23 protein-coding genes and 1 other annotated feature are annotated in these 20,496 nt (G+C 43.0%); of the genes, 16 read left to right on the forward strand and 7 right to left on the reverse strand.

Translation table 11 applies throughout. From position 1 onward, the window contains the following. Positions 1–7: 7 nt before the first annotated feature. Together ACSFXN_RS13080 and ACSFXN_RS13085 are read right to left on the reverse strand one after the other, a co-directional pair. On the reverse strand, positions 8–883 hold the full coding sequence (locus ACSFXN_RS13080; protein WP_437150548.1) for a carbohydrate ABC transporter permease: 876 nt from the start codon (positions 881–883) through the stop codon (positions 8–10). 4 nt (positions 884–887) lie between these two features. Continuing rightward, positions 888–2,153 (reverse strand): ABC transporter substrate-binding protein, encoded by a 1,266-nt coding sequence (locus ACSFXN_RS13085; RefSeq protein WP_437150549.1) that lies wholly within the window; start codon positions 2,151–2,153, stop codon positions 888–890. Positions 2,154–2,375: 222 nt separating this feature from the next. Beyond that, positions 2,376–2,588: a binding site (T-box leader), on the forward strand. A gap of 345 nt (positions 2,589–2,933) precedes the next feature. Here ACSFXN_RS13085 and trpE point away from each other — a divergent pair. Both trpE and ACSFXN_RS13095 read left to right on the forward strand, forming a co-directional pair. Next, positions 2,934–4,274, forward strand: coding sequence for an anthranilate synthase component I (gene trpE, locus ACSFXN_RS13090; RefSeq protein ID WP_437150550.1), 1,341 nt, complete (start codon positions 2,934–2,936; stop codon positions 4,272–4,274). Further along, positions 4,271–4,861 carry an anthranilate synthase component II gene (locus ACSFXN_RS13095; protein WP_437150551.1) on the forward strand — a complete coding sequence of 197 codons (591 nt, stop codon included), beginning with the start codon at positions 4,271–4,273 and terminating at the stop codon, positions 4,859–4,861. The genes trpE and ACSFXN_RS13095 overlap by 4 nt, the downstream gene beginning before the upstream one ends. Positions 4,862–4,913: 52 nt before the next feature. On the opposite strand, the gene ACSFXN_RS13100 is transcribed toward ACSFXN_RS13095, so the two are convergent. Next, a complete protein-coding gene (locus ACSFXN_RS13100) occupies positions 4,914–5,768 on the reverse strand; it encodes a dimethylarginine dimethylaminohydrolase family protein (RefSeq protein ID WP_437150552.1) in 855 nt (284 codons plus the stop codon). Between the two features lie 135 nt (positions 5,769–5,903). Between ACSFXN_RS13100 and ACSFXN_RS13105 the strand changes: the two genes are divergently transcribed. Next, positions 5,904–6,326: a GNAT family N-acetyltransferase gene (locus ACSFXN_RS13105; protein WP_437150553.1), complete on the forward strand. Its 423-nt coding sequence runs from the start codon at positions 5,904–5,906 to the stop codon at positions 6,324–6,326. 41 nt (positions 6,327–6,367) lie between these two features. Here the strand turns inward: ACSFXN_RS13105 and ACSFXN_RS13110 are convergent, their stop codons facing one another. Both ACSFXN_RS13110 and ACSFXN_RS13115 read right to left on the reverse strand, forming a co-directional pair. Continuing rightward, positions 6,368–6,751 carry a nucleotide excision repair endonuclease gene (locus ACSFXN_RS13110; RefSeq protein ID WP_437150554.1) on the reverse strand — a complete coding sequence of 128 codons (384 nt, stop codon included), beginning with the start codon at positions 6,749–6,751 and terminating at the stop codon, positions 6,368–6,370. Between the two features lie 93 nt (positions 6,752–6,844). Beyond that, positions 6,845–7,492 carry an SDR family oxidoreductase gene (locus ACSFXN_RS13115; protein WP_437150555.1) on the reverse strand — a complete coding sequence of 216 codons (648 nt, stop codon included), beginning with the start codon at positions 7,490–7,492 and terminating at the stop codon, positions 6,845–6,847. Positions 7,493–7,627: 135 nt separating this feature from the next. Here ACSFXN_RS13115 and ACSFXN_RS13120 point away from each other — a divergent pair, with 135 nt between their 5' ends. Then, on the forward strand, positions 7,628–7,906 hold the full coding sequence (locus ACSFXN_RS13120) for a DUF6509 family protein (RefSeq protein WP_300991054.1): 279 nt from the start codon (positions 7,628–7,630) through the stop codon (positions 7,904–7,906). Positions 7,907–7,952: 46 nt separating this feature from the next. Here the strand turns inward: ACSFXN_RS13120 and ACSFXN_RS13125 are convergent, their stop codons facing one another. Next, positions 7,953–8,678, reverse strand: coding sequence for a SurA N-terminal domain-containing protein (locus tag ACSFXN_RS13125; RefSeq protein WP_437150556.1), 726 nt, complete (start codon positions 8,676–8,678; stop codon positions 7,953–7,955). Between the two features lie 145 nt (positions 8,679–8,823). On the opposite strand from ACSFXN_RS13125, the gene ACSFXN_RS13130 reads away from it, so the two are divergent. The 3 genes from ACSFXN_RS13130 (at position 8,824) to ACSFXN_RS13140 (ending at position 12,027) form a co-directional block, all read left to right on the forward strand. After that, positions 8,824–9,729 carry a DMT family transporter gene (locus tag ACSFXN_RS13130; RefSeq protein ID WP_437150557.1) on the forward strand — a complete coding sequence of 302 codons (906 nt, stop codon included), beginning with the start codon at positions 8,824–8,826 and terminating at the stop codon, positions 9,727–9,729. Positions 9,730–9,854: 125 nt separating this feature from the next. Then, positions 9,855–10,964, forward strand: coding sequence for a histidinol-phosphate transaminase (gene hisC / locus ACSFXN_RS13135; RefSeq protein WP_437150558.1), 1,110 nt, complete (start codon positions 9,855–9,857; stop codon positions 10,962–10,964). Between the two features lie 151 nt (positions 10,965–11,115). After that, positions 11,116–12,027, forward strand: a complete 912-nt coding sequence (locus ACSFXN_RS13140) for an NAD(P)/FAD-dependent oxidoreductase (RefSeq protein WP_437150823.1) — start codon at positions 11,116–11,118, stop codon at positions 12,025–12,027. Positions 12,028–12,089: 62 nt separating this feature from the next. Here the strand turns inward: ACSFXN_RS13140 and ACSFXN_RS13145 are convergent, their stop codons facing one another. Beyond that, on the reverse strand, positions 12,090–12,827 hold the full coding sequence (locus ACSFXN_RS13145) for a YwaF family protein (protein WP_437150559.1): 738 nt from the start codon (positions 12,825–12,827) through the stop codon (positions 12,090–12,092). A 152-nt stretch (positions 12,828–12,979) separates the two neighbouring features. Here ACSFXN_RS13145 and ACSFXN_RS13150 point away from each other — a divergent pair, with 152 nt between their 5' ends. The 9 genes from ACSFXN_RS13150 (at position 12,980) to ACSFXN_RS13190 (ending at position 20,488) form a co-directional block, all read left to right on the forward strand. Then, positions 12,980–13,279: a hypothetical protein gene (locus tag ACSFXN_RS13150; protein ID WP_437150560.1), complete on the forward strand. Its 300-nt coding sequence runs from the start codon at positions 12,980–12,982 to the stop codon at positions 13,277–13,279. A 238-nt stretch (positions 13,280–13,517) separates the two neighbouring features. Continuing rightward, the gene (locus ACSFXN_RS13155) at positions 13,518–13,886 is read left to right on the forward strand and encodes a nuclear transport factor 2 family protein (RefSeq protein ID WP_437150561.1); all 369 of its coding nucleotides are present in this window, start codon (positions 13,518–13,520) and stop codon (positions 13,884–13,886) included. Between the two features lie 143 nt (positions 13,887–14,029). Continuing rightward, a complete protein-coding gene (locus ACSFXN_RS13160) occupies positions 14,030–15,034 on the forward strand; it encodes a LacI family DNA-binding transcriptional regulator (protein WP_437150562.1) in 1,005 nt (334 codons plus the stop codon). A 23-nt stretch (positions 15,035–15,057) separates the two neighbouring features. After that, entirely contained in the window at positions 15,058–16,014 is a 957-nt protein-coding gene (locus ACSFXN_RS13165; RefSeq protein WP_437150563.1) for a sugar kinase, read from the forward strand. Between the two features lie 13 nt (positions 16,015–16,027). Next, positions 16,028–16,573, forward strand: coding sequence for a 6-phospho-3-hexuloisomerase (hxlB, locus tag ACSFXN_RS13170; protein WP_437150564.1), 546 nt, complete (start codon positions 16,028–16,030; stop codon positions 16,571–16,573). 10 nt (positions 16,574–16,583) lie between these two features. Further along, on the forward strand, positions 16,584–17,594 hold the full coding sequence (gene allD, locus ACSFXN_RS13175) for an ureidoglycolate dehydrogenase (RefSeq protein ID WP_437150565.1): 1,011 nt from the start codon (positions 16,584–16,586) through the stop codon (positions 17,592–17,594). A 52-nt stretch (positions 17,595–17,646) separates the two neighbouring features. Next, positions 17,647–18,651, forward strand: coding sequence for a TRAP transporter substrate-binding protein (locus tag ACSFXN_RS13180; RefSeq protein ID WP_437150566.1), 1,005 nt, complete (start codon positions 17,647–17,649; stop codon positions 18,649–18,651). A gap of 68 nt (positions 18,652–18,719) precedes the next feature. After that, positions 18,720–19,217 carry a TRAP transporter small permease gene (locus tag ACSFXN_RS13185; RefSeq protein WP_437150567.1) on the forward strand — a complete coding sequence of 166 codons (498 nt, stop codon included), beginning with the start codon at positions 18,720–18,722 and terminating at the stop codon, positions 19,215–19,217. Next, positions 19,217–20,488 (forward strand): TRAP transporter large permease, encoded by a 1,272-nt coding sequence (locus tag ACSFXN_RS13190; RefSeq protein WP_437150568.1) that lies wholly within the window; start codon positions 19,217–19,219, stop codon positions 20,486–20,488. The genes ACSFXN_RS13185 and ACSFXN_RS13190 overlap by 1 nt, the downstream gene beginning before the upstream one ends. The last annotated feature ends 8 nt before the right edge of the window (positions 20,489–20,496 follow it).

The raw sequence follows: 20,496 nt of genomic DNA on the forward strand, positions 1-20,496 counted from the left end.
CCTTTCATTAATAGGAAACCCGATCCGATCGCAATGCTTTGAATTGCAGGAACGTGATAAACGCGATAATAACCATAAAAATGACGGAAATGGCACTTGCGTAACCAAACTGGTAACTTCTAAAAGCAATGTCATAGATATAAGTGGCGATGATTTCTGTTGAGTTATTAGGTCCGCCGCCTGTCATCGCAAATACCAGGTCGAACGCTTTGAACGATTGAATGGTTGTATAAGCAACAACAATCGTAGCGGAAGGAGCCAGCAACGGCCACGTAACCGCCCGAAACGTCTGCCATTTTGAAGCCCCTTCAATTTTAGCCACTTCGTACATTTCCTGCGGGATGGCTTGAAGGCCGGCGACAAAGACGATGAGCATTTGGCCTGCATGGAACCAAACCTGTGTAATAGCTAGAGAGTAGATCGCGATATTGGCATTCCCCAGCCAGTTTTGCGCGATGAATCCAAGGCCGATCGCTTCCAGGATTTGATTCAGGATGCCTAAAGACGGATCGTAAACAAACGCCCAGATAAACGCCACGGAAACAGATGACAGAATGGTAGGGAAAAAATACAAAGCCCGCAGAAAAATGGTGGTCTTTGTATTTTTTAACAAAATCATTGCAAAAGCGAGCGCCACTAGTGTTTGGAAGATAACTACTACTAGCATGAATTTTAAGTTATTGCCAATTGTTTTCCTGAAAATCGAATCACCGGTAAAAGCTCGTTCAAAATTGTCGAAACCGATGAATGCGAAGGCATCACTAAATCCATCCCAATCAGTGAATGAATAAAACAACGCACTGATTGTTGGATAGAGGAAGAAAATGCTGTACAGGAGAAATCCCGGTACAAAAAATAGAAAAATAGTTTTTGAGTTTTTCATAACATCATTCCCTGTTTTCGTCTACGATTTTCTGTGCAGCTTCTGCAGCTGCCATCGGTTCTTCTCCGCCTAAAACATTTTCAATCGAGCTGAGTACAGCATCTTCAACTTGCGCATTGGTGATCAAATAGCGCGGCTGGAATCTCGTTTTTCTTTCATCAATCCAGTATGCGGTATTTTTTAGAGCTTCTGATTCGTAGTTAACGTCATTAATAGTCAAATGCTGACCAGTTTCATTGGCGTACTTTGAAGCTACTTCCGGCTGGCTCAAGTATTCAATGAATTTCTTCGCTTGCTCTTTTTTCTCTGAATTGTTGTTCACGGCAAGCATGAATGTAGCGGTGTTGATGCCCTCATATACTGCTTCGCTTTCTTCAACTGTAATCGGCGCCAGCAAGTCTAATTGAAGGTCTGGGTTCAAGCCCAATAAAGATGCCATATGATATGAGCCGGTCGCAAGCATTGCTGCTTCACCGTTCGCTACCATAGCCATTGCAGCATCCTGATTAGTGCCGAGTGCGTTTTCCTGGATATAGCCTTTTTGCTCAAGTAATTGGAAATCCTCCAGTGTTTTTACCCACCATTCGTTCGTCAGCTTTTCTTCACCGCTTAACAGTTTGGCAAAAATCTCCTCATCAGGTGCGTTGTTCATCACCATGCTGTTCATGAATTGGTTAGGGCCAATATCCGCTCCAGGAAAGGCGATAGGCGTAATGCCATTTTCCAACAGCGTGTCACACATCTCCTGGAATTCAGTCCAGCTTTTCGGTACTTCAAGCCCGAGTTCTTCAAACATGCCTTTGTTGTAAACCGGCATATTGAAAACAAGCTGATATGGAAGAGCATACTGTTTGCCGTCTACTTGGCCGACACTGATTAAGTTGTCATCAAAATTAGAAACAAATTCTTCACCGCTTAAATCCTCAAAAATTCCAGCTTCTTGAAGTGACTGGAATTGTGCCCCAGGGAATGAAGCGAAGACATCTCCCGTAGAACCTTCCTGCAGCATGCGCTGAGCAGTGCCGAGGTATTGATCGGAAGGATAAATATTCATTTCTACAGAAATGTCAGGATTTTCTTTTTCAAACTCCGTGATAATTTCATCAAAGACGGCTTTATCTTCCCCGCGCCAATGCATAAAACTGATTTGGGTCTGCTCGCCGCTTTCTCCGCCGCTTTCGTTGCTGCTATTGCTTTCACCGGCACACCCCGAAAGAATTAATAACACGGCTAAAATTCCAGCAATCATTGAAATATACTTTTTTGACATCCCTGTGCCCACCCCTTTTTTATAATGATAGAACTGCTTATTATTAGTTATACCGTAAAAGTACTAATAAACACAAATAATACTGAATTATCGAATTTTAGCCATTTTTTCATTGACAAAAGAAGAAAAGTCTCATAAGATAAGTTCAACCTTTTTGTACGGAAAATGGCAGAAGATGTCGGGAGCGGCATCGCCACAGTACAGTAGAGCTGAGCATAGCAGAGCAAATCGATGAATAAGAAGAGTAGCGTATAGAGTTCCTCTCAAAGAGAGCCAGTGGCAGGTGGAAACTGGCGGGGATTGTGCGTGAATGGGCTTATGAGAGATTCCTTGAACCAAGAGTAGAGGAGTCCGTTTCTCCCGCGTTACAGGGGGCTAAGGGAAAGCTGTTTCAGCTTTAACAAGAGGTGGTACCGCGGTCAATCCGTCCTCTGCAAGGAATGTTTCTGTTCCTTGCAGGGGGCTTTTTTATTGTCTGGGGTACCAGGGGCTACACAGGCGCTTCCGCTTTTCAGAGGCGTCTAGCTGCAAGAGCCTGCTTCTCGGGTCATAAGTCGTTCTGCCTGTGCGGCAAAAAACGCCGCTTCGGCAACCCGCCTTATGCCTGTCGAAGCAAAACGGCTCTTTCCGCTTTTCTAAATGTCTAGCTGCAGCGCCTAGCCCCCCCGGGGTCTTAAGTCAGCCCACTCTGGAAATCAGGATTTCTGGCGTGTTCTGCCTTAAGCCTGTCGGGGCTACACAGGCGCTTCCGCTTTTCTAAATCAAAGGAGATGAGCAGAGATGAAGATGAGAAAAATTGATGGAGATTCCTTGACGCCGATTATGGTGTTCAACCGGCTGCAAGGCGAACGGAAATGTTTATTGGAAAGTTCCTTGAAGACAAGTGTTACCGGCCGCTATTCTTTCATTGCGGCTGATCCATCGAAAACGTTTATTGGAGATGGAGATGCGTTAAAAGAAGTAGATTTCCGCACTGGACAGGAAACGAATCATATAGGCAAACCGCTCGAATTATTGAAATCACTTTTGCCTGTTTATGATGCAAAAGTGGAAGGACTGCCGTTTACAGGAGGAGCGCTCGGCTACATAGGATATGACGCCATCCAGGCTTATGAACCGGTTGAAGCAGCTGTAAAGAATAGCCTTCAGATGCCCGATATCCATCTCCATCTGTATGAGACGATTGTGGTTTTTGACCATGTTAAGAATGATATTACGATCATTTCCTTTGAAGATAAATTGGAAGACGTAGAAGCGCAGCTGAACTTGCCGGAGACTGTTGCAGAGCAGGAAAAACAACAGCCGCTCATATTTTCTTCTAAAACCGATGCTAAAAAGTTTCGTGCTCAAGTAGAGCAAGCCAAAGACCATATCCGAAACGGCGATGTTTTTCAATTGGTATTGTCGCAGCGCTTGTCCGCTGGTTATGGAGGAGATGCATTCCAGTTGTACCGGAAACTGCGCAAGCAGAATCCCTCGCCTTATCAGTTTTTCATCGATTTTGGCGACTATGCTGTAGTTGGGGCGTCACCTGAAAGTTTATTGACGATACGGGATGGCCATATGGTGACAAATCCAATAGCAGGAACACGAAAACGCGGACGCACGGAAGAAGAAGATGAGTTTCTTGCGGATGAATTGGCAAACGATGAAAAAGAACGAGCAGAACATCAGATGCTGGTCGACCTCAGCCGCAACGACGTGGGCAGAGTGGCAGCAATTGGTTCTGTGAAAATCCCGAAATACATGGCTATTGAGAAATATCAGCATGTTATGCACCTCGTGTCGGAAGTGACGGGGCAGTTGAATGCCACTATGCATCCGCTAGATGCGCTGGTATCATGCTTGCCCGCAGGAACCGTTTCTGGCGCTCCAAAAGTGCGTGCGATGCAGCTGATCCAGCAATTTGAAGAAGAGCGGCGTGGAGTCTATGGAGGGGCAATCGGCTACTTCGGCTTTAACGGGAATTTGGATGTGGCTCTCGCCATCCGGACATTTGTGGTCAAGGACCAGCATGTTCATGTGCAAGCGGGCGCAGGAATTGTCTATGATTCGGATCCCCAGGCAGAATTTGAAGAAACTTTGCACAAAGCACGGTCACTTACGGAGGTGTTCGGATGATTCTTTTAATCGATCATTACGATTCTTTTACTTATAATATTTATCAGGCAACAGCGGAAATCGGCAAAGACGTGGAAGTTGTCCGCTATGGTGTATTATCACTTGAAGAAATTATCGCGAAAAACCCCGAAGCCATCATTTTGTCTCCGGGACCGGGGCATCCGGAAGCTTTGCCGGATTCAATCCGATTGATCCAACAGGTTTACCAAACCATTCCGATTCTTGGGATTTGCCTGGGCCACCAATTGATTGGCGCAGCTTTTGGAGGGAATATCATCCAAGCGCCAGTAATCCGGCACGGCAAAGTTTCTACCATAACGCATAATCAGCAAGGAATCTTTGCTGGAATGCCAAAGCCATTGCCTGTTATGCGCTATCATTCGCTTGTAATCGATGCGGAGACTGTTCCGGAATGCTTGAATATCGACGCAGTTGCTTCGGATGACAATACCATAATGGCTATCCGGCACGAAAGTTTCCCGGTATACGGTATGCAATTCCATCCCGAATCAATTGGAACCCCTGAAGGAGTTCGGTTGTTAGAACGTTTTTTTATAGAGATTGAGCAAGAAACTGCTGTTAAATAAGCGATAAAGAAAAGAGAGCGGCCTGGACTTGATTCCAGACCGCTCTCTTTTTCTATTTTCTAACGAGTGGCATCGTGCAACAGCGGAAGGCCCCACCGGATTTGATAATCTCAGAAAAATCCACTTCAATTACATCGAATCCACTTTTTTTGAGCAGATGATTGACTTTCTTGTTCTGCGGCTGGCTGAAGACCCGGCGGTTTCCAATCGATAGCACATTGGTGCCGAGTGCAAATTGTTCCTCAGCACTCACTTTCATCAGAGTATAGCGTTTAGCTAACATTTTTATGGTTTCTGCATCCAAAGCTTCCGGAAAAATCAACGCTTCCGTCGGGGAAAGGATATTGAAAACGCAATCAAGATGCAAATACTTTTCGTTAAATGAAATGGGCACCACATTAAAGCGCGGCAATTTTTCCTGCAGTTCCTGAATAGCGGTTTTAGATGTCCGGCTGCTGATGCCGACATAAAGCGTATCTTGGTCGATGATAACGTCTCCGCCTTCTACTCGGTTAGAGCCGAGCGGCTTGAAGCGGATGTGCCGGCTTTCCAGCCATTTCTCCAATTCAGCTTCTTCGCCTTGCCGGATAGCTGAAGCCATTCCACCGATAAAGACAGTATCATCTACTGTAAATCCGATATCACGCGTAAAAACTTGTTCAGGGAAATGCTCAGCCGATTCAAGCATCTCTACTGCAACGCCGTTTTCTTGCAAAGCTTTTACAAACTGTTCGTGTTGCTGCATGGCTTTTTCAGTATCAATATTTTCTTTTTGATAACGTTTTTGCACATCGTTGATCACTTCTTTGATTTCCATGTAATGCGGAGAGCATAACAAAACCGATCGAAGTGTATCGTATTCGCTTCTGCACCAGGCAAACGGTGCTTCTTTTGCATAAGATGTCATATTTTCTCCTCCAAAAAAACCTCATAGTTATATACCTATTCCCTGCTGGAAGGCAGAATAAAACATAGAGATAAAGTACAATTAACAGAGAAGCAACTGAAAACTGCAGTCCATTCAAGGGATAGGAGGAATCATATGAATATCGTCAAACAAGAAGTTCCAGAAGACCGCGATTTTATCCGGAATAAGGTGATTGAGCATAATGTGGCCAGTTTGCCTGGCGAAAAGAAGTCACCGAAAGAACAAGTCAGCTTTATTGCCCGCAATGATGAAGGGGAAATAATTGGAGGAATCACTGGCACCGCTTACTGGGAGCACATGCATATCGATTTTCTCTGGGTAGATCCAGAAGCCCGCGGCAGACGGATTGCTGAAGAGCTGATGCAGCAGCTGGAACATTATTCGCGAAGCCAGGCATACAACCTGATGGTAGTGGAGACATTCAGTTTCCAGGCGCCGGGGTTTTACAAGAAACAAGGATTTTGTGAATTCGGCGTATTGGAAAATCATCCAAAAGGGCATAGCAAACATTATTTTGAAAAACGGTTGATGGATTAAAGGCAATAAAAAAAGGGCGCCCAAAAGGCGTCCTTTTTAAATCAGTCCTGTTCTTTATAAAATACTTTGTCGATATTGTATTTTGCTTTATGCGTGTTAATCAAATATGTTTCGTAAATATCGCGCTCCATCGGATCTTCTACAATCGAAACCGTAATGCGGTGAACTTCATCGCGGTGGTTTTTCAATGGTGACACGCTATCTTCGAAATGCTTTTTCACGCGCTGGCGAAGTTTGCGAGCTTTGCCGACAAACAGTAATTCGCCGCTATGGTTGAAGAATTGAATGATGCCGCCTTTATCGCGCGGAATTTCATGCAAGTCGATAAAACCGTATAATGGCTTAATGATCGCCTCATCGCCTGTAACTTCCTGTTTACGCTGTGTAATGGTGATATCGGCTTTAGGTGGTTGAATATTAATCATGCTTATCACGTCCTCTATTATCGTATTGCTTATCTTACCATAAAAAAGAGCGGAAATCTATTCGCTCTTTTTGTTAATGAACAAGAATGGCTTTCATAAAGAAGCCAACCCATCATCAAACGAAGCTTGTCCCTGCAGGACTTCAAAGGTTTTATGATAAGTGTTTGGCTGATCCAGGACTTTTACCAAAAGCGCAGCCACGTCGGCTCTTGGAATCGACCGGTCTTTTAGCGAAGCAAAGCCTTCAGCAGAGACTTCGATTTTGCCGGATTTACCATCATTTGATAAAGCCCCGGGGCGCACAATTGTATAATCGAGATCCGTTGTTTTCAGCAGATCATCTGCCACTCTTTTTGCAACAAGGTAAGGCTTCATCTTTTCGCCTCCTCGATCGGGATCCGGAGTGCCCACGGAACTCAGCTGCACAAAACGTTTCACACCTTTTTCTTCGGCGTATCTCATTGCTTTTACAGAACCCCATAAATCGATGGTTAAGGTCTTATCCGCTCCTGTAGAACCTCCGGAACCGGCAGCAAAAATAACTGCATCTATACCTTCAAAAGCTTCACTAAAATCTTGTTCCAAATCACCTAATACCACGTTTTCGGCACCGAGCTCTTTTAAATGATTCACTTGTTCTTCTTTGCGGACCATGGCGACTGCCTCGTGCTGGGATTCCGCTAATTCCTGGACGACTCGCCGCCCAACTTGTCCGTTTGCGCCGATAACTAATACTTTCATATCATGTCCACTCCTTTAAAGTAACGATTTACTTAATATTCCCGTTAATTTCCAGACTAAACGTGCAAGCAATTTTAGGCAGATGCTACCAAAAATCTTTAGGAAAGGCTAGAATGGAGAAACGGAGGTGTAACAATGAAAATTACAAATTTTAGCTTTCACCAAATAAAAGATCCGACAGGCATTATAGTCGGAGACCGCTATGAATTTTTGCTGGACGTGGAAGTGGATGAAGATGACGAGCTATTCACAGAAGGCGGCCTGGAATTGCGTGTTATTTTGGCAGTAGAAGAAAATGGAGCAAGGATTGCCCATTATAATTTCGCTGACAAAGCGACTCGGCAAACCTTGGAATTCGGCCTTGAAGAAGATGAAGAGGCGGAAGTATCAGCTTTCTGCCACGACAAACTATAAGGTGATTAAGATAAAAATCCCAGCCGAATTCGGCTGGGATTTTTATTTAGATTTTCACATCAATTTTGGCAGTTTTTTTCAATTCTTCAATACGGTCAGCAACTGCTTGCTGTGTGTTTTGCTGTTCCAAAGACTGGCGGATGGTAGGTTCCATTTCTTCGAAAGCCGGAGCTTCTTCTTTTGCTGTTTCAGCAAAACCATCATATGCTGCTTGGACTTCTTTGTCGGTCACTTCAGCTGGTTTCACTTCTTTGGCAACATAGTTTTCATAAGTGATTTGTTCGCGGAGCTGACTTTCCATATCTTCCATCGTATATCCGCTTTTTTTGAGAGCTTCGTTCATAGCTTCTTCGCTTTCGAATTGACCTTTTAACTCCTCAAGGCGTTCTTCAACTGCTGCATCCTCTGCTTCATATCCTTTTTTGGCAGCGTCCTGCAAAATCAGCTTATTGCCGACAATAACGGTGATCGCTTGTTCTTTCACCAAGTCGGCATTTTCAGCTTCCGCTGTATCTTTCCCTTGTGTAGCAAGGGAAGATTCCAACTGGCGGGCAACACTATTATAGACATTGCCTAGAATGTCTTCGTCGTTTACGACGACGACCACATCTTCTTCGGCTGGCAGTTTAAGTTTTGTCTGCTGCTCTGCAGTTGCTTGTTCAGCCGCTTCTGCTGGTTCTTCTTTTGGGGCCGCTTCTTCGTTGTCGGAACAAGCTCCGAGTGCCAATGCTAATAGAAGGGGGGCTGCTGCATATTTCATTTTTTTTATCATATGTAAACTCCTCTTTGGTTAGTCTCGTTACAGTAAACCATACTTGAGGATCCGATACAAATAGTTCGACGAGGTTGTTTCAATAATATCGCAATTCTGTATAATGAAACGGTATCTACAACAAAAGCTATTGAAGGAGATAATAATGAATAAATATATGACACGGCCGATGGGATTGTTGCTTTTGTTAGTGGTCATCTGGGGAGTCAGCTGGTCCATTTATAAAATGGCGCTCGATTATACACCGCCCATATTATTTGCTGGCCTTCGTTCCTTCATTGGAGGGATATTGCTTGCACTTGTGCTGCTGCCAGCGTGGCGGCGTATCCGCTGGCAGGAAAATTGGAAGGCTTACACGATTTCCGCCTTATTAAATGCCGTCTTATTCTATGGATTGCAGACTGCGGGATTGGAATATTTGCCGGGTGGGCTGTTTTCAGTCCTGATTTATTTTCAGCCGGTGCTAATCGGTATATTCGCTTGGATGTGGCTGGGTGAGAAAATGACCGCTTTTAAAATATCTGGGCTGCTCATAGGATTTTTGGGAATTCTGGTCATCAGCGCCGATAGCTTATCCGGAAATATTTCAATAACCGGTATTGTCATGGCGCTTTTTGCTGCGCTCAGTTGGGCGCTTGGGGTTATTTACGTGAAGAAAGTGGGCAATAAAGTCGATTCGATGTGGATGGTGGCGATGCAGTTTATCATTGGAGGAGCAGTTTTATTGGCAGGAGGCAGTGCATTTGAAAGCTGGTCCGACATTGCATGGAACCTTCCGTACTGGATCGGCTTAGGGTTTGGAGCGACACTTGGAGTGCCGATTGCGTTTGTCATCTATTTCCATCTTCTGAACAACGGCGAAGCAAGCAAAGTGGCGGCATTTACGTTTCTTGTGCCATTGGTTGCGGTTTTGACCGGTACCTTATTTATGGATGAACCGGTAACGGCCACACTGGCTGTAGGGTTGGTGTTGATCGTCTTAAGCATTTATCTGGTCAATCGCAAGCCTGCGAATGCAGCTGGTTTAATTCCTACGAAAAAAAGCGTCTGATTGAACAGAAGAAACATAGATGTAACAATTTAAAGTGCCGATTTCGTAAGATGACTGGTATAGTTATATATGTATTTAAATAAAAATTCATGCAATTGAAACGAAACTGTTGGAGGGACTACTATATGGGAAACAATAAAAACATTCAACCACGCAAAACTTTGGATACGATCCAACCTTATTCTCCGGGCAAGCCAATCTGGGAAGTACAAAAAGAATTAGGCTTAGACCGTGTTATTAAATTAGCATCAAACGAGAATCCACTTGGGCCGTCTCCAAAAGCGGTGGCAGCCATTCAAGCAAGCTTAACGGAATTGAACCGCTATCCGGATGCAGATACAACTGCTTTAAAAGAAGCGATTTCTTCCGCATATGATGTAAACCCACAGCAAGTGATTGCGACAAACGGCGCTGACGAATTAATCACGCTGGTCTCTGAAGCGTTCCTGGAACAAGGGGATGAAATCATCGTTCCTTCTCCTTCTTTCAGCGAATACGATTTCGGCGCCCATATCATGGGAGCCACTGTTGTACCTGTGCCTTTTGCAGAAAACTTTCAGTTTGATGTAGATGCCATCATTGCAGCAGTCACCGAAAAAACAAAAATTCTTTACATTTGCACGCCGAATAATCCGACTGGGACAATCATCTCGCAGTCTGACATCGAGAAAGTGCTGAATGCCGTTTCGGACGTTTTAATTGTTATCGACGGGGCATACAGCCACTTTGCCGATGCGCCTGAATACACAAATGGCATTGAGTTTGTGAAGGCGGGATACCCAGTTGTAGTGCTGCAGACTTTTTCGAAAATCTATGGAATTGCAGGAATTCGCGTTGGTTTTGGCATAGCACCGGAATCAGTCATCCAATCGATCTTGAAAGTGAAAGAGCCATTTAACGTTAATGCATTGGCGCAAGCTGCTGCGACGGCTGCGATTACCGACGTAGAACATGTCCGCGCTTCCCAAGAAGCCAATAAAGCTGGACGGGAGCAGCTATACAAAGCTTTTAAAGAGCTTGATTTGAACTACACGGAGAGCATGGCGAATTTCGTGCTTGTTCATATAGGGCCTAAAGGCGAAGAAATTTACAAGGCATTAATGGCCAAAGGCGTCATCGTCCGTTACGGAAAAACTTGGGGTCTTCCGGAATATATCCGGGTCACTGTAGGAACTCCGGAAGAAAACGAATTTTTTATCGAAGTTTTGACAGGATTATTAGCTAAACAAGTATAAAAAAGAGCTGCTTCCAAAAATGGAAGCAGCTCTTTTTTTGAAAAGTCCAAGTGTCTTTATTACTCGCATTCGACTTGATTACAGGCGTTTATTAAAGTGATGAATCGGGAAGGTGTAGGAGAAAAACAACTAAATGAAGGATGGATTTACTATGCGATATGACTGCGCTATTATCGGTGGCGGACCAGCTGGATTGAATGCGGCATTGGTACTTGGAAGATCAAGAAGGAATGTGATCCTATTTGATGATGACAGCGGCCGGAATCTGGTGACGAGGGAATCTCATGGGTTTATTACACGAGACGGGATTAAACCCGCTGAATTCAAACGCTTGGCGCATGAAGACATTGCAAAATACGATTCCGTTGAAATAAAGGAAGACCGGGTTATGACAATTAATCGCATCACGGAAACCCATTACGAATTAACCACTTCGAGCGGAAAAACATACCATAGCATCAAAATTATTTTGGCTACCGGCTTAAAAGAACAGCAGCCCAATATACCGGATATTGAAAAGTTTTATGGGACTTCTTTGTTCAGCTGCCCGTATTGTGATGGATGGGAATTGCGCGACCAGCCGCTGGCGGTTATCGCAGATAAAAGCGTCTTTGAACTGGCGAAAAAAGTTTATACGTGGAGCCGGGATTTAGTGGTTTTCACGAACGGGGAAGGGCGGCTTGAACTGGAAGACCGCGACAAGCTTATCGCTAAAGGCATTAAAGTCCGTGAAGATATCATAGATGGGCTGGAAGGAGAAAATGGGCAATTACGCAGCGTCAGACTTGAAGACGGCACGCTGGTTGACCGGGTAGGCGGCTTTGTCACGCCTCTTTGGAACCACGCTGCTGACTTCGGCAAAGAGCTGGGCTGCGAAGAAAACCAGTATGGCGGCATCAAAACCGATGAGTACGGCCGCACCAATGTTTGGAATGTGTATGCCGCAGGAGATGCTTCGCTCATTGTTCCGGCCCAGCTGGTCATTGCAGCGGGCGAAGGAAGTGCAGCGGCCATCGGTGTGAATGGCGATTTAACGAATGAATACTTTGATACAGAAGAATAAAGCAAATCTCTACTTTGCGATAGCTTCTTTTTGCTATAAGAGCGAGGACGTAAAAAGGCTGCCTATGTGGCAGCCTTTTTTTGCTGGTTGATAAAAAATTTTCTCCAAAGAAAATATTGGCCTAAAAACAGCAGAAGCGCAGTAAATCCTAGGTTTAGATAATACCAGATTCCACTGCCGAAGAAATTTAGCGGTGTTGTGGCATTAGGCAGCCGGGAAAGATATAAATAATTAGAGCCGGTAAGCGGATTGACGATAAAGCCGATTATCATTGCATAAAGGAGAAGCAGGGAATAGACCATAAAAACGGAACGAAGTGTGATAGAGGATGGCTTCCATAGCGCCAAAAACAAGCAAGCCCAAGGAATGGACATATGGTGGATAAAGAATTTCCAAAACCGGTAATGTTGAAAATCATAAGGGAGATCGGGTGTAATGAGTGTTAGAAACGCTGGGAAAATGCCGATGAAAAAGGAGATTTGAATCCATGTACGGTGCAGTGTCACAAGTCCGATCATTGCCGTGATCGATGCAATGCCGCATAAATGGAGAGGAATGTGTCTGCTAACACTCCAAACATCATTTGAGATTGCCCAAGTCTGATAAGAGATTTCGGAAAAAAGCAGCAGCATAAACAAAGCCCAGCGCAACTGTGAGAAGAAGGAAGAGGATTCTCGGAGCTGTTTTTTTCGGACAATCAGGAAAAAAAGGCCGGAAGCAGCTATCGCAAGCATGAGTAAATGGCTTATCGAAAAAGGATGGAAAATTGAAGTAGACGTGGCACCAAACCAGTTGTCCATATGGATCCTCCTTTAAGCATATAACTATTATATGGAAATTGTAGCACCTGATGCGTTTTTTCGTCTAACTTTTTTCGGAATACCAAACCTTTGCTTGTTGAATTAAAAATAAGTTAAACTTTACTCAACCGTAAGACAGGAGGCGAATAGATATGGACCGTGAAAATTTATTGTCCTCTATCACTTACATTGACACGGAACGGTCAATCGAAGCCGGTGAAATGAAACTCATCCATACAAAGTATGACCTCCATTTATATGAAGATACTCTGGTCACTTCCACCACTCACTACCATTTGAAGAATGTGTGGGATATTTCATATAAATCATTCTCCGAAGATGCTAATTTGCTTTATCTGCACACGCATCAAGGCTTAGTGACGTATAAAGTGTACGAAGATCCCGGGCGATTTGTGACGACCTTCAAAAAATTAAAAAATGCGCATTACTGAAGAAGACAAGCTCTTAGCTTGTCTTCTTTTGTGTTAAAATTTAGAAAAAAGGGGGCTGAATGAATGGATAATGATTACGCAATCGGTTGGGTAAGCTGGCACTCATTAATGCAGGCATTGCGCAAGGGGAAAACCGGAGCGGACTCAACTGGTTTTTGTTGTCTCCTTTAATGGGCCCGTTTGCTACACTGGTGCTGATTGTTTTTAAAAAATTGCCTTATGAAGGGAGCCGATGAACATGACAGAAACCATCAAGACTGCAGATGCATGGGTCGACAAGGTAAATGCAAAAGACATTGAAGGCATGCTGGAAGTTTCAGATCACAATATCGAACTGATGGGGCCAAGGGGATCGGCAGTCGGACATGACACATTGCAGCAGTGGGCAGAGGAATCCGGCATTCATTTGACTACCGTCACCCGCTATGCAAAAGGCAATAAAGTGGTTTTTGAACAAGAAGGCACATGGCAAGACCAAAACGGCAAAGTCACAGTCTTCACATTTATGGAGGTCAAAAACGGTAAAGTGGTGCGGATTTCCCGGTTTGACACATTGGATGATGCATTTGGCGACAGCGGATTGAGAGAAGAAGATATAATTAAATAATTATTATTAATGGTTCTTTTCCTATTTGGATAAGAACTTTTTTTATTTTAAGTTTTCAGAATTTAATGTTGATTTTGAAAACACTTTCAATTATAATTTTACTAAACCGGTACACTAAACCGATTTAGTTATGAGGTGTTTGAGTGAAAAAAAAAACAATGCAAGATGTAGCGGAACGAGCTCAAGTATCAAAGAGCACAGTTTCCCAGTACATCAATAACCGTTTTGAGTACATGGCATTGCCAACAAAGTTGAGAATTGAACAAGCAATTAAAGAGCTGGGATATATTCCGAATTATGCAGCGAAAGGGTTGAAGCAAAAAAAATCAGCTACTATAGGAGTAATAGTGGCTAATATCCTTCACACTTTTTCAACAGAAATTATTAGAGCAATAGAAGATGTATGCGAAAAAAATGGTTTTCATCTGTTTGTTTGCAATGCAGATGATCAACCCGAAAAGGAACGGGCATATATTGACATGCTAAAAGCTAAACAAGTTGATGGGTTAATAATCTTCCCGATAGCAGGAAACGACGATCTATATGAGCAGTTAAAAACCGAGAACTTACCAATTGTCTTTGTCGATAGAAAGATTAAACAGCCTATTTTCCCGACACTTTTGCTTGATAATGAAAGCGCTTCAGAAATGGCGGTAAAGTTATTGGTTGAGAAAGGATATAAAGAAATAGGTCTCGTCTCTACTTCCATTGCAAAAAAAGTGACCCCGCGAATCGAGCGCATTACGGGTTTTAAAAAAGCTATGGAAAAGAACGGCCTTGCTGTTAAAGAAGAATGGATAGTTGCAGATGAACGGGAACAGCTTGGCAAAAGACTGGCAGAAATTTGGGGAACGAAGAATAGGCCAAGTGCTTTCTTTGCCACCAATGATTTGGCTTTGATTGAATTATTAAGGTTTATCAAAGCGAATCATTTGTCAGTTCCAAAGGATGTCGGAGTTATTTCTATTGATGATTCACCTTTCCTTGAAATTGCCACTACACCTATTACAGTGATTAAACAACCGACATTCCAGATTGGAAAGGATGCTGCAACTATCTTATTGGACCTCATTAAAAATAAATTGTTTGAAGAAAGTTACGAGGAACAAAGATATCCACCGGTTTTAGTTCAACGAGAATCCATTTAATGCAAAAGAGGAGTTGTAGTGAATTGTCTACAGATTTTGGTGTATTAACGATAGGGGATGCGATGATTACAATGAATCCGAGTACGACTGGACCGCTGAGATACGTGACTCAATTCGAACGAAAAGTTGGAGGCGCAGAAATGAATTTCGCCATAGGCTGCGCAAGGCTTGGATTAAACAGTAAATGGATTAGCCGGCTTGGAGAAGATGAATTTGGAAGGGTTATTTACAACTTTGCGCGTGGTGAGGGTATTGATGTTTCAGCAGTCGAATTTGTGAGTAACATTCCGACATCATTAAACTTTAAAGAAATCCATGAAGGAGGAGCCGGAAAAACATTTTATTATAGGGAACCTTCCCCTGTTACCAGTTTGACAGCGGAAGACATTAAGGATGATTTGTTCAATGATATTCATGCAGTACATCTTACAGGAGTTTACCTGGCTATTAACAAACAGCATCTTTTAATAGCAAAGAAAATAATTGAAATTGCTAAGAAAAAAGGAATCGTTGTTTCATTCGATCCGAATATACGGCTCAAGTTATGGACGATTGAAGAAGCCAGAGCGGCATACGAGTCGATCTTTCCGGAAGTAGATGTTTTATTGACAGGGTTAGATGAAATCCAAATGATTTCCGGTAAAGAATCGATGGAAGATCTAATTTCTTATATTGAAGGATTTGGCATAACGGATTTTGTCATTAAGGACGGCCCGAATGGATCAAGACTATACCGTGATAAGAAGTGGACAATTGCTGAAGGTTTTTCTGTAAACCCAGTCGATACAGTAGGTGCTGGAGATGGGTTTGATGCCGGTTATATTTATGGCATTTTAAATAATTTTAAGCCCGAAGAGCTGCTGCGTTTCGCAAATGGTGTCGGAGCCTTAGTGACAACCGTTTCTGGAGACAACGAGGGGCTGCCTTACTTGGAAGAAGTATATGGTTTTATAGGCAATACAAAAGTTGTGGAAAGATAAGGGGAATTTGCAGATGAAAACGCCTTTCCTTGTTTTGAAAGAGATGGAACAAGTAATAATCGGGATTGACGAAGAGCAATATAGACATTTTGTGAATATACTCCAAAAAGATTCCCGCTTCTTTATTTTTGGTGAAGGGCGTTCCGGTTTAATCGGAAAGGCAATCGCCATGCGTTTGATGCACTGTGGAAAAGTTGTTCATGTAGTAGGTGAAACGACCACACCATCAATTCAAAATGGCGACATTCTTTTAATTATTTCAGGTTCAGGGAGTTCTTTGCAGTTAACAGGAATTTGTCAAAATGCCTCAAAACAAGGTGCCCATATCGCTTTAGTGACGACGAACAAAGCAAAACTTAAAGAAGACTGGTGTACCAGCGGACTAGTAATTCCGGCAGCCACCAAGAAACGTGCTGAAGGAGAGCCGTCTACCATCCAGCCTCTCGGAAATCAGTTTGATCAGGCTGTTCATCTTGTGCTGGATTCCGCAATAATAGATGGACCTTATACAGGAAACTCTCATGAAACCTTGAGGGAAAATCATACAAACTTAGAATAGGAGGGATTATGTGTCCGCTGTTATTGTTTCCCATCAAGAAGTGAAAGGGCTGATCAAGAATAAATTGGCTGGAGCCGGGATAAGCATTAGGCATGCCGAAAAGGTGGCAGAGATCCTTGTACATGCAGACTTACGGGGAGTCAATTCACATGGTGCTCTTCGTACAGAACATTATATAAACCGTTTGAAAGCAGGAGGAATTAACCCCAGTCCTGAAATTGCATTTAAAGCTACTGGCCCTGTTACAGGGATTGTCGATGGCGATGATGGGTTCGGTCATTTGGTTGGAGATGCTGCCATGGATCAGGCTATAGAAATGGCTAAAGAAAACGGTGTTGGTATGGTTACAGCGATGAATAGCAGCCATTGCGGAGCACTTAGTTATTTTGTCCAAAAAGCCACTAAACAAAATTTAATCGGAATTGCCATGTCCCATACCGATAAAATAATGGTTCCGTTCGGCGGAAAAGAACCATTTCTTGGAACGAATCCCATTGCCTATGGAATTCCAGCAAAAAACGAGAAACCGTTTATCTTGGATATGGCTACCTCAAACGTAGCTTTAGGAAAGGTTTTGCAGCATAAAGAAGAAGGAAAGAGCATCCCGGAAGGATGGGGGGTGGACGAAACAGGGAGTTATGTGACCGACCCCTCAAAAGTGGTTTCACTGACTCCATTTGGAGGTCCGAAGGGATATGGGTTGGCTATGGTTGTAGACATTTTCTCTGGCTTGCTTGCTGGGATGGCGTTCGGTCCCCATATCAATCAAATGTATGGAGATTTGGATAAGAAAAGAAAACTGGGCCACTATTTCTGTGTCATCAATCCATCATTTTTTACAGGAATGGATACATTTTTAGAGCAGATGGACCAAATGATGAAAGAAGTGCGGGAAATTCCACCGGCAGAAGGTTTTTCCGGAGTGCTTGTCCCAGGGGAAATCGAGCAGAAGAACGAAGAACGCAATTTAGTTGAAGGCATTGAGATTGCTGCTACAACGTATGATTACTTGAAAGCATAAGTTTTCAAGAAATGATAAAGCAAAAAAACTAAGAAACAAAGGGGAGAAGAAGATGAAGAAGAAATGGTTAACAGGAATTTTTGCGTCGGTTTTGGTTTTAGGGGCATGTGGTTCAGACAATGCTAGTGAAGGCGGAGGCGGTTCAGAGTCAGGAGAAACAATCGAATGGCGGTTTGGCCACTTGGCAGATGAAAATCATATTTGGCACCAAACTGCGCTGAAATTTGAAGAATTGGTTGAAGCAAATTCAGACGGGCAAATGGAAATCACAATTTATCCAAACAACTCGCTTGGCGGGGAAACGGATACCATCAACTCCATTCAGGCAGGAACAGCAGATATGGTTATCTCAGGGGAAACATTGCAAAACTGGGCTCCTAACGCAGCTTTAATGGCAGTGCCTTATGCTTTTCGTGATTTAAATCATGTTAAATCTGTTGTAGAAGGTGAAATCGGTGAGCAAATTAAACAGGAAATCAGTGATAAAGCGGGATTAACTGCTCTTTATTACCATACACGTGCACCACGGAACTTAACGTCAAATGAACCGATCAAAACTCCAGAGGACCTAAAAGGGTTCAGTATGCGTGTACCAAACGTTCCTTTGTTCTTGGATGTTTGGCAAGCTGCAGGAGCGTCTCCGCAAGTAATGGATTTCAATGAAGTGTTCACAGGGCTACAGCAAGGTGTTATTAAAGGCCAGGAAAATCCAGTAGATTTGATTCAAAGCGGTGGATTAGCAGAAGTTCAAGATTACGTGAACCGTACTGAGCACGTTTACTCGTGGATTTACATCCTTGTGGGAAATGAACAATACAATGCACTTTCTGATGAATTGAAGCAAGTTGTACAAGATGCTGCTGCAGAAGCGCAAGCATTGGGCGATGAATTATATGAATCTGAAATTTCAACCATAGAACAAGAGCTGCAAGATGCAGGCATGGAATTTGTCGATGTCGACCAAGACGCTTTCCGTGAAAAGATGACTCCTGCGGTTGAAGCTTCTTTATCTCCGGAGCAATTGGAGTTGTATAAGCAAATCTTAGTAGTTGAATAATATATGAATAAGGCACTTTTGGCTGTAAGGCCAAATGTGCTTTTCCATTAGGAAAGGATGAAAATAGGATGTCATTGTTTCGGAAATTGATAGATCGGACACTCGCTTTCTTGACCATTGCCAGTTTCTCGGGAGTCATTATCATTGTAACGGTACAAATTATTTCACGTTTTGCCCCATTCTCATTTATCTGGACGGAGGAATTAACACGTTATCTATTCCTTTACTCCATCTGCTTTGGAGCACCTCTAGCGTTAATGCGTAATGAATTTATCAATGTAGACATGCTGTTGAATAAAATGCCCAATAATTTCCGGAGATTTTATGAAGTGCTGATATATTTAACAATTATTTTGCTAAGTATGGTTATGGTAATTGAAGGCTATAATTTCACTTTGCTAGGAAATAATCAAACTTCTGCAACTATGCCTTTCCAATTATCAGTCGTACATGCCTCGCTGCTGATTATGAGTGTTTTCTTAGTATTTTACGCAGTTCTTAAAATAATAGATCTTGTGAAGAACAAACAAGATTATAGCCAACATTATGGAGGTGAGGATTTCTAATGGCAGCCCTATTGTTCATATCATTTATTGTTCTGATTTTCCTTGGTGTCCCGGTCGCTTTCAGCTTAGGGTTGGCATCATTACTGTATCTCTTCCTTGCTGAAATTCCTCTTAATATCATTCCGCAGCGCATGTTCGGGGGGTTAAATTCATTTGTGCTTTTATGTATACCCGGATTTATCTTGGCAGGTAATTTGATGAATGCGGGCGGCATCACAGAACGCATCATTAAATTCGCCAATGATTTATTCGGGCATATCCGTGGAGGACTAGGCCTTGCGAATGTTGGAGCTTCGATGGGATTTGCGGGGATTTCAGGCACTGCTCTTGCTGACACAGCGAGTATCGGATCGATTTTGATTCCTGCAATGAAAAAAGAAGGGTATGGATCCGGGTTTTCTGCTGCCGTAACCGCCTCTTCTTCTACTGTGGGTCCAATTATCCCGCCTTCATTACCAATGATCATCGTAGGCACGCTCGCATCCTTATCAATAGGGGATTTGTTTTTAGCTGGTGCTGTTCCTGGAATTCTCTTAGGGCTCGGTTTAATGATTCCTACCTATATCATTTCAGTGAAAAGAAATTACCCTAAAGGTGAACGCCAAACAGTAAAAACAATTTGGAATAGCTTTACCGGTGCTTTCTGGGCAATCTTAATGACATTTATTATTCTTTACGGTATCTTAGGCGGATTTTTTACACCGACTGAAGCTTCAATTGTTGCTGTTCTTTATGCTTTCGTCATTGGTATTTTTGTTTACAGGGAGCTGCCGGTTAAAAAGATTCCAGAAATCATGCTATCTTCTATGACAGCAACAGCTTCTATTATGTTACTTGTCGGATTTGCCAATTTATTCGGCTGGATCATGGTGCGTGAACAAATCCCACAATTAGTAGCAGAATCCATTTTAGGCATTTCGACAAATGCTATCATCGTTATTTTATTGATCAATTTACTCCTATTGTTTGTAGGAACATTTATGGAAACAATTGCGGCTTTGGTTATTTTGTTCCCAGTATTGCTTCCGGTCGCCATAACAGTCGGCATGGATCCCATCCAATTCGGGGTCATGATGGTGCTGAACTTAGTTATTGGCTTAGTAACTCCCCCGGTGGGCGTCTGTCTCTTTGTTGCTTCCCAAATTGGAAAAGTATCCATTGGAAAAACAGCCAGGGAGCTTGTTCCATTTATCGGTGTAAGCTTAGTAGTTTTGATGATGGTTGCATTCATCCCGCAAATTACATTGTTCTTGCCAAGTCTATTTGAATAGGAGGTTAT

Origin of the sequence: Planococcus sp. 1R117A, assembly GCF_051417975.1 — a bacterium.
GTDB classification, from domain to species: Bacteria; Bacillota; Bacilli; order Bacillales_A; family Planococcaceae; genus Planococcus; species Planococcus shenhongbingii.

What these genes read in the sequence shown, in the direction of transcription:
- ACSFXN_RS13080 (WP_437150548.1), bottom strand. Translation starts at nt 883, where the DNA reads ATGAAAAACTCAAAAACTATTTTTCTATTTTTTGTACCGGGATTTCTC.
- ACSFXN_RS13085 (WP_437150549.1), bottom strand. Translation starts at nt 2,153, where the DNA reads ATGTCAAAAAAGTATATTTCAATGATTGCTGGAATTTTAGCCGTGTTA.
- trpE (WP_437150550.1), top strand. Translation starts at nt 2,934, where the DNA reads ATGAAGATGAGAAAAATTGATGGAGATTCCTTGACGCCGATTATGGTG.
- ACSFXN_RS13095 (WP_437150551.1), top strand. Translation starts at nt 4,271, where the DNA reads ATGATTCTTTTAATCGATCATTACGATTCTTTTACTTATAATATTTAT.
- ACSFXN_RS13100 (WP_437150552.1), bottom strand. Translation starts at nt 5,768, where the DNA reads ATGACATCTTATGCAAAAGAAGCACCGTTTGCCTGGTGCAGAAGCGAA.
- ACSFXN_RS13105 (WP_437150553.1), top strand. Translation starts at nt 5,904, where the DNA reads ATGAATATCGTCAAACAAGAAGTTCCAGAAGACCGCGATTTTATCCGG.
- ACSFXN_RS13110 (WP_437150554.1), bottom strand. Translation starts at nt 6,751, where the DNA reads ATGATTAATATTCAACCACCTAAAGCCGATATCACCATTACACAGCGT.
- ACSFXN_RS13115 (WP_437150555.1), bottom strand. Translation starts at nt 7,492, where the DNA reads ATGAAAGTATTAGTTATCGGCGCAAACGGACAAGTTGGGCGGCGAGTC.
- ACSFXN_RS13120 (WP_300991054.1), top strand. Translation starts at nt 7,628, where the DNA reads ATGAAAATTACAAATTTTAGCTTTCACCAAATAAAAGATCCGACAGGC.
- ACSFXN_RS13125 (WP_437150556.1), bottom strand. Translation starts at nt 8,678, where the DNA reads ATGATAAAAAAAATGAAATATGCAGCAGCCCCCCTTCTATTAGCATTG.
- ACSFXN_RS13130 (WP_437150557.1), top strand. Translation starts at nt 8,824, where the DNA reads ATGAATAAATATATGACACGGCCGATGGGATTGTTGCTTTTGTTAGTG.
- hisC (WP_437150558.1), top strand. Translation starts at nt 9,855, where the DNA reads ATGGGAAACAATAAAAACATTCAACCACGCAAAACTTTGGATACGATC.
- ACSFXN_RS13140 (WP_437150823.1), top strand. Translation starts at nt 11,116, where the DNA reads ATGCGATATGACTGCGCTATTATCGGTGGCGGACCAGCTGGATTGAAT.
- ACSFXN_RS13145 (WP_437150559.1), bottom strand. Translation starts at nt 12,827, where the DNA reads ATGGACAACTGGTTTGGTGCCACGTCTACTTCAATTTTCCATCCTTTT.
- ACSFXN_RS13150 (WP_437150560.1), top strand. Translation starts at nt 12,980, where the DNA reads ATGGACCGTGAAAATTTATTGTCCTCTATCACTTACATTGACACGGAA.
- ACSFXN_RS13155 (WP_437150561.1), top strand. Translation starts at nt 13,518, where the DNA reads ATGACAGAAACCATCAAGACTGCAGATGCATGGGTCGACAAGGTAAAT.
- hxlB (WP_437150564.1), top strand. Translation starts at nt 16,028, where the DNA reads ATGAAAACGCCTTTCCTTGTTTTGAAAGAGATGGAACAAGTAATAATC.
- ACSFXN_RS13180 (WP_437150566.1), top strand. Translation starts at nt 17,647, where the DNA reads ATGAAGAAGAAATGGTTAACAGGAATTTTTGCGTCGGTTTTGGTTTTA.
- ACSFXN_RS13185 (WP_437150567.1), top strand. Translation starts at nt 18,720, where the DNA reads ATGTCATTGTTTCGGAAATTGATAGATCGGACACTCGCTTTCTTGACC.
- ACSFXN_RS13190 (WP_437150568.1), top strand. Translation starts at nt 19,217, where the DNA reads ATGGCAGCCCTATTGTTCATATCATTTATTGTTCTGATTTTCCTTGGT.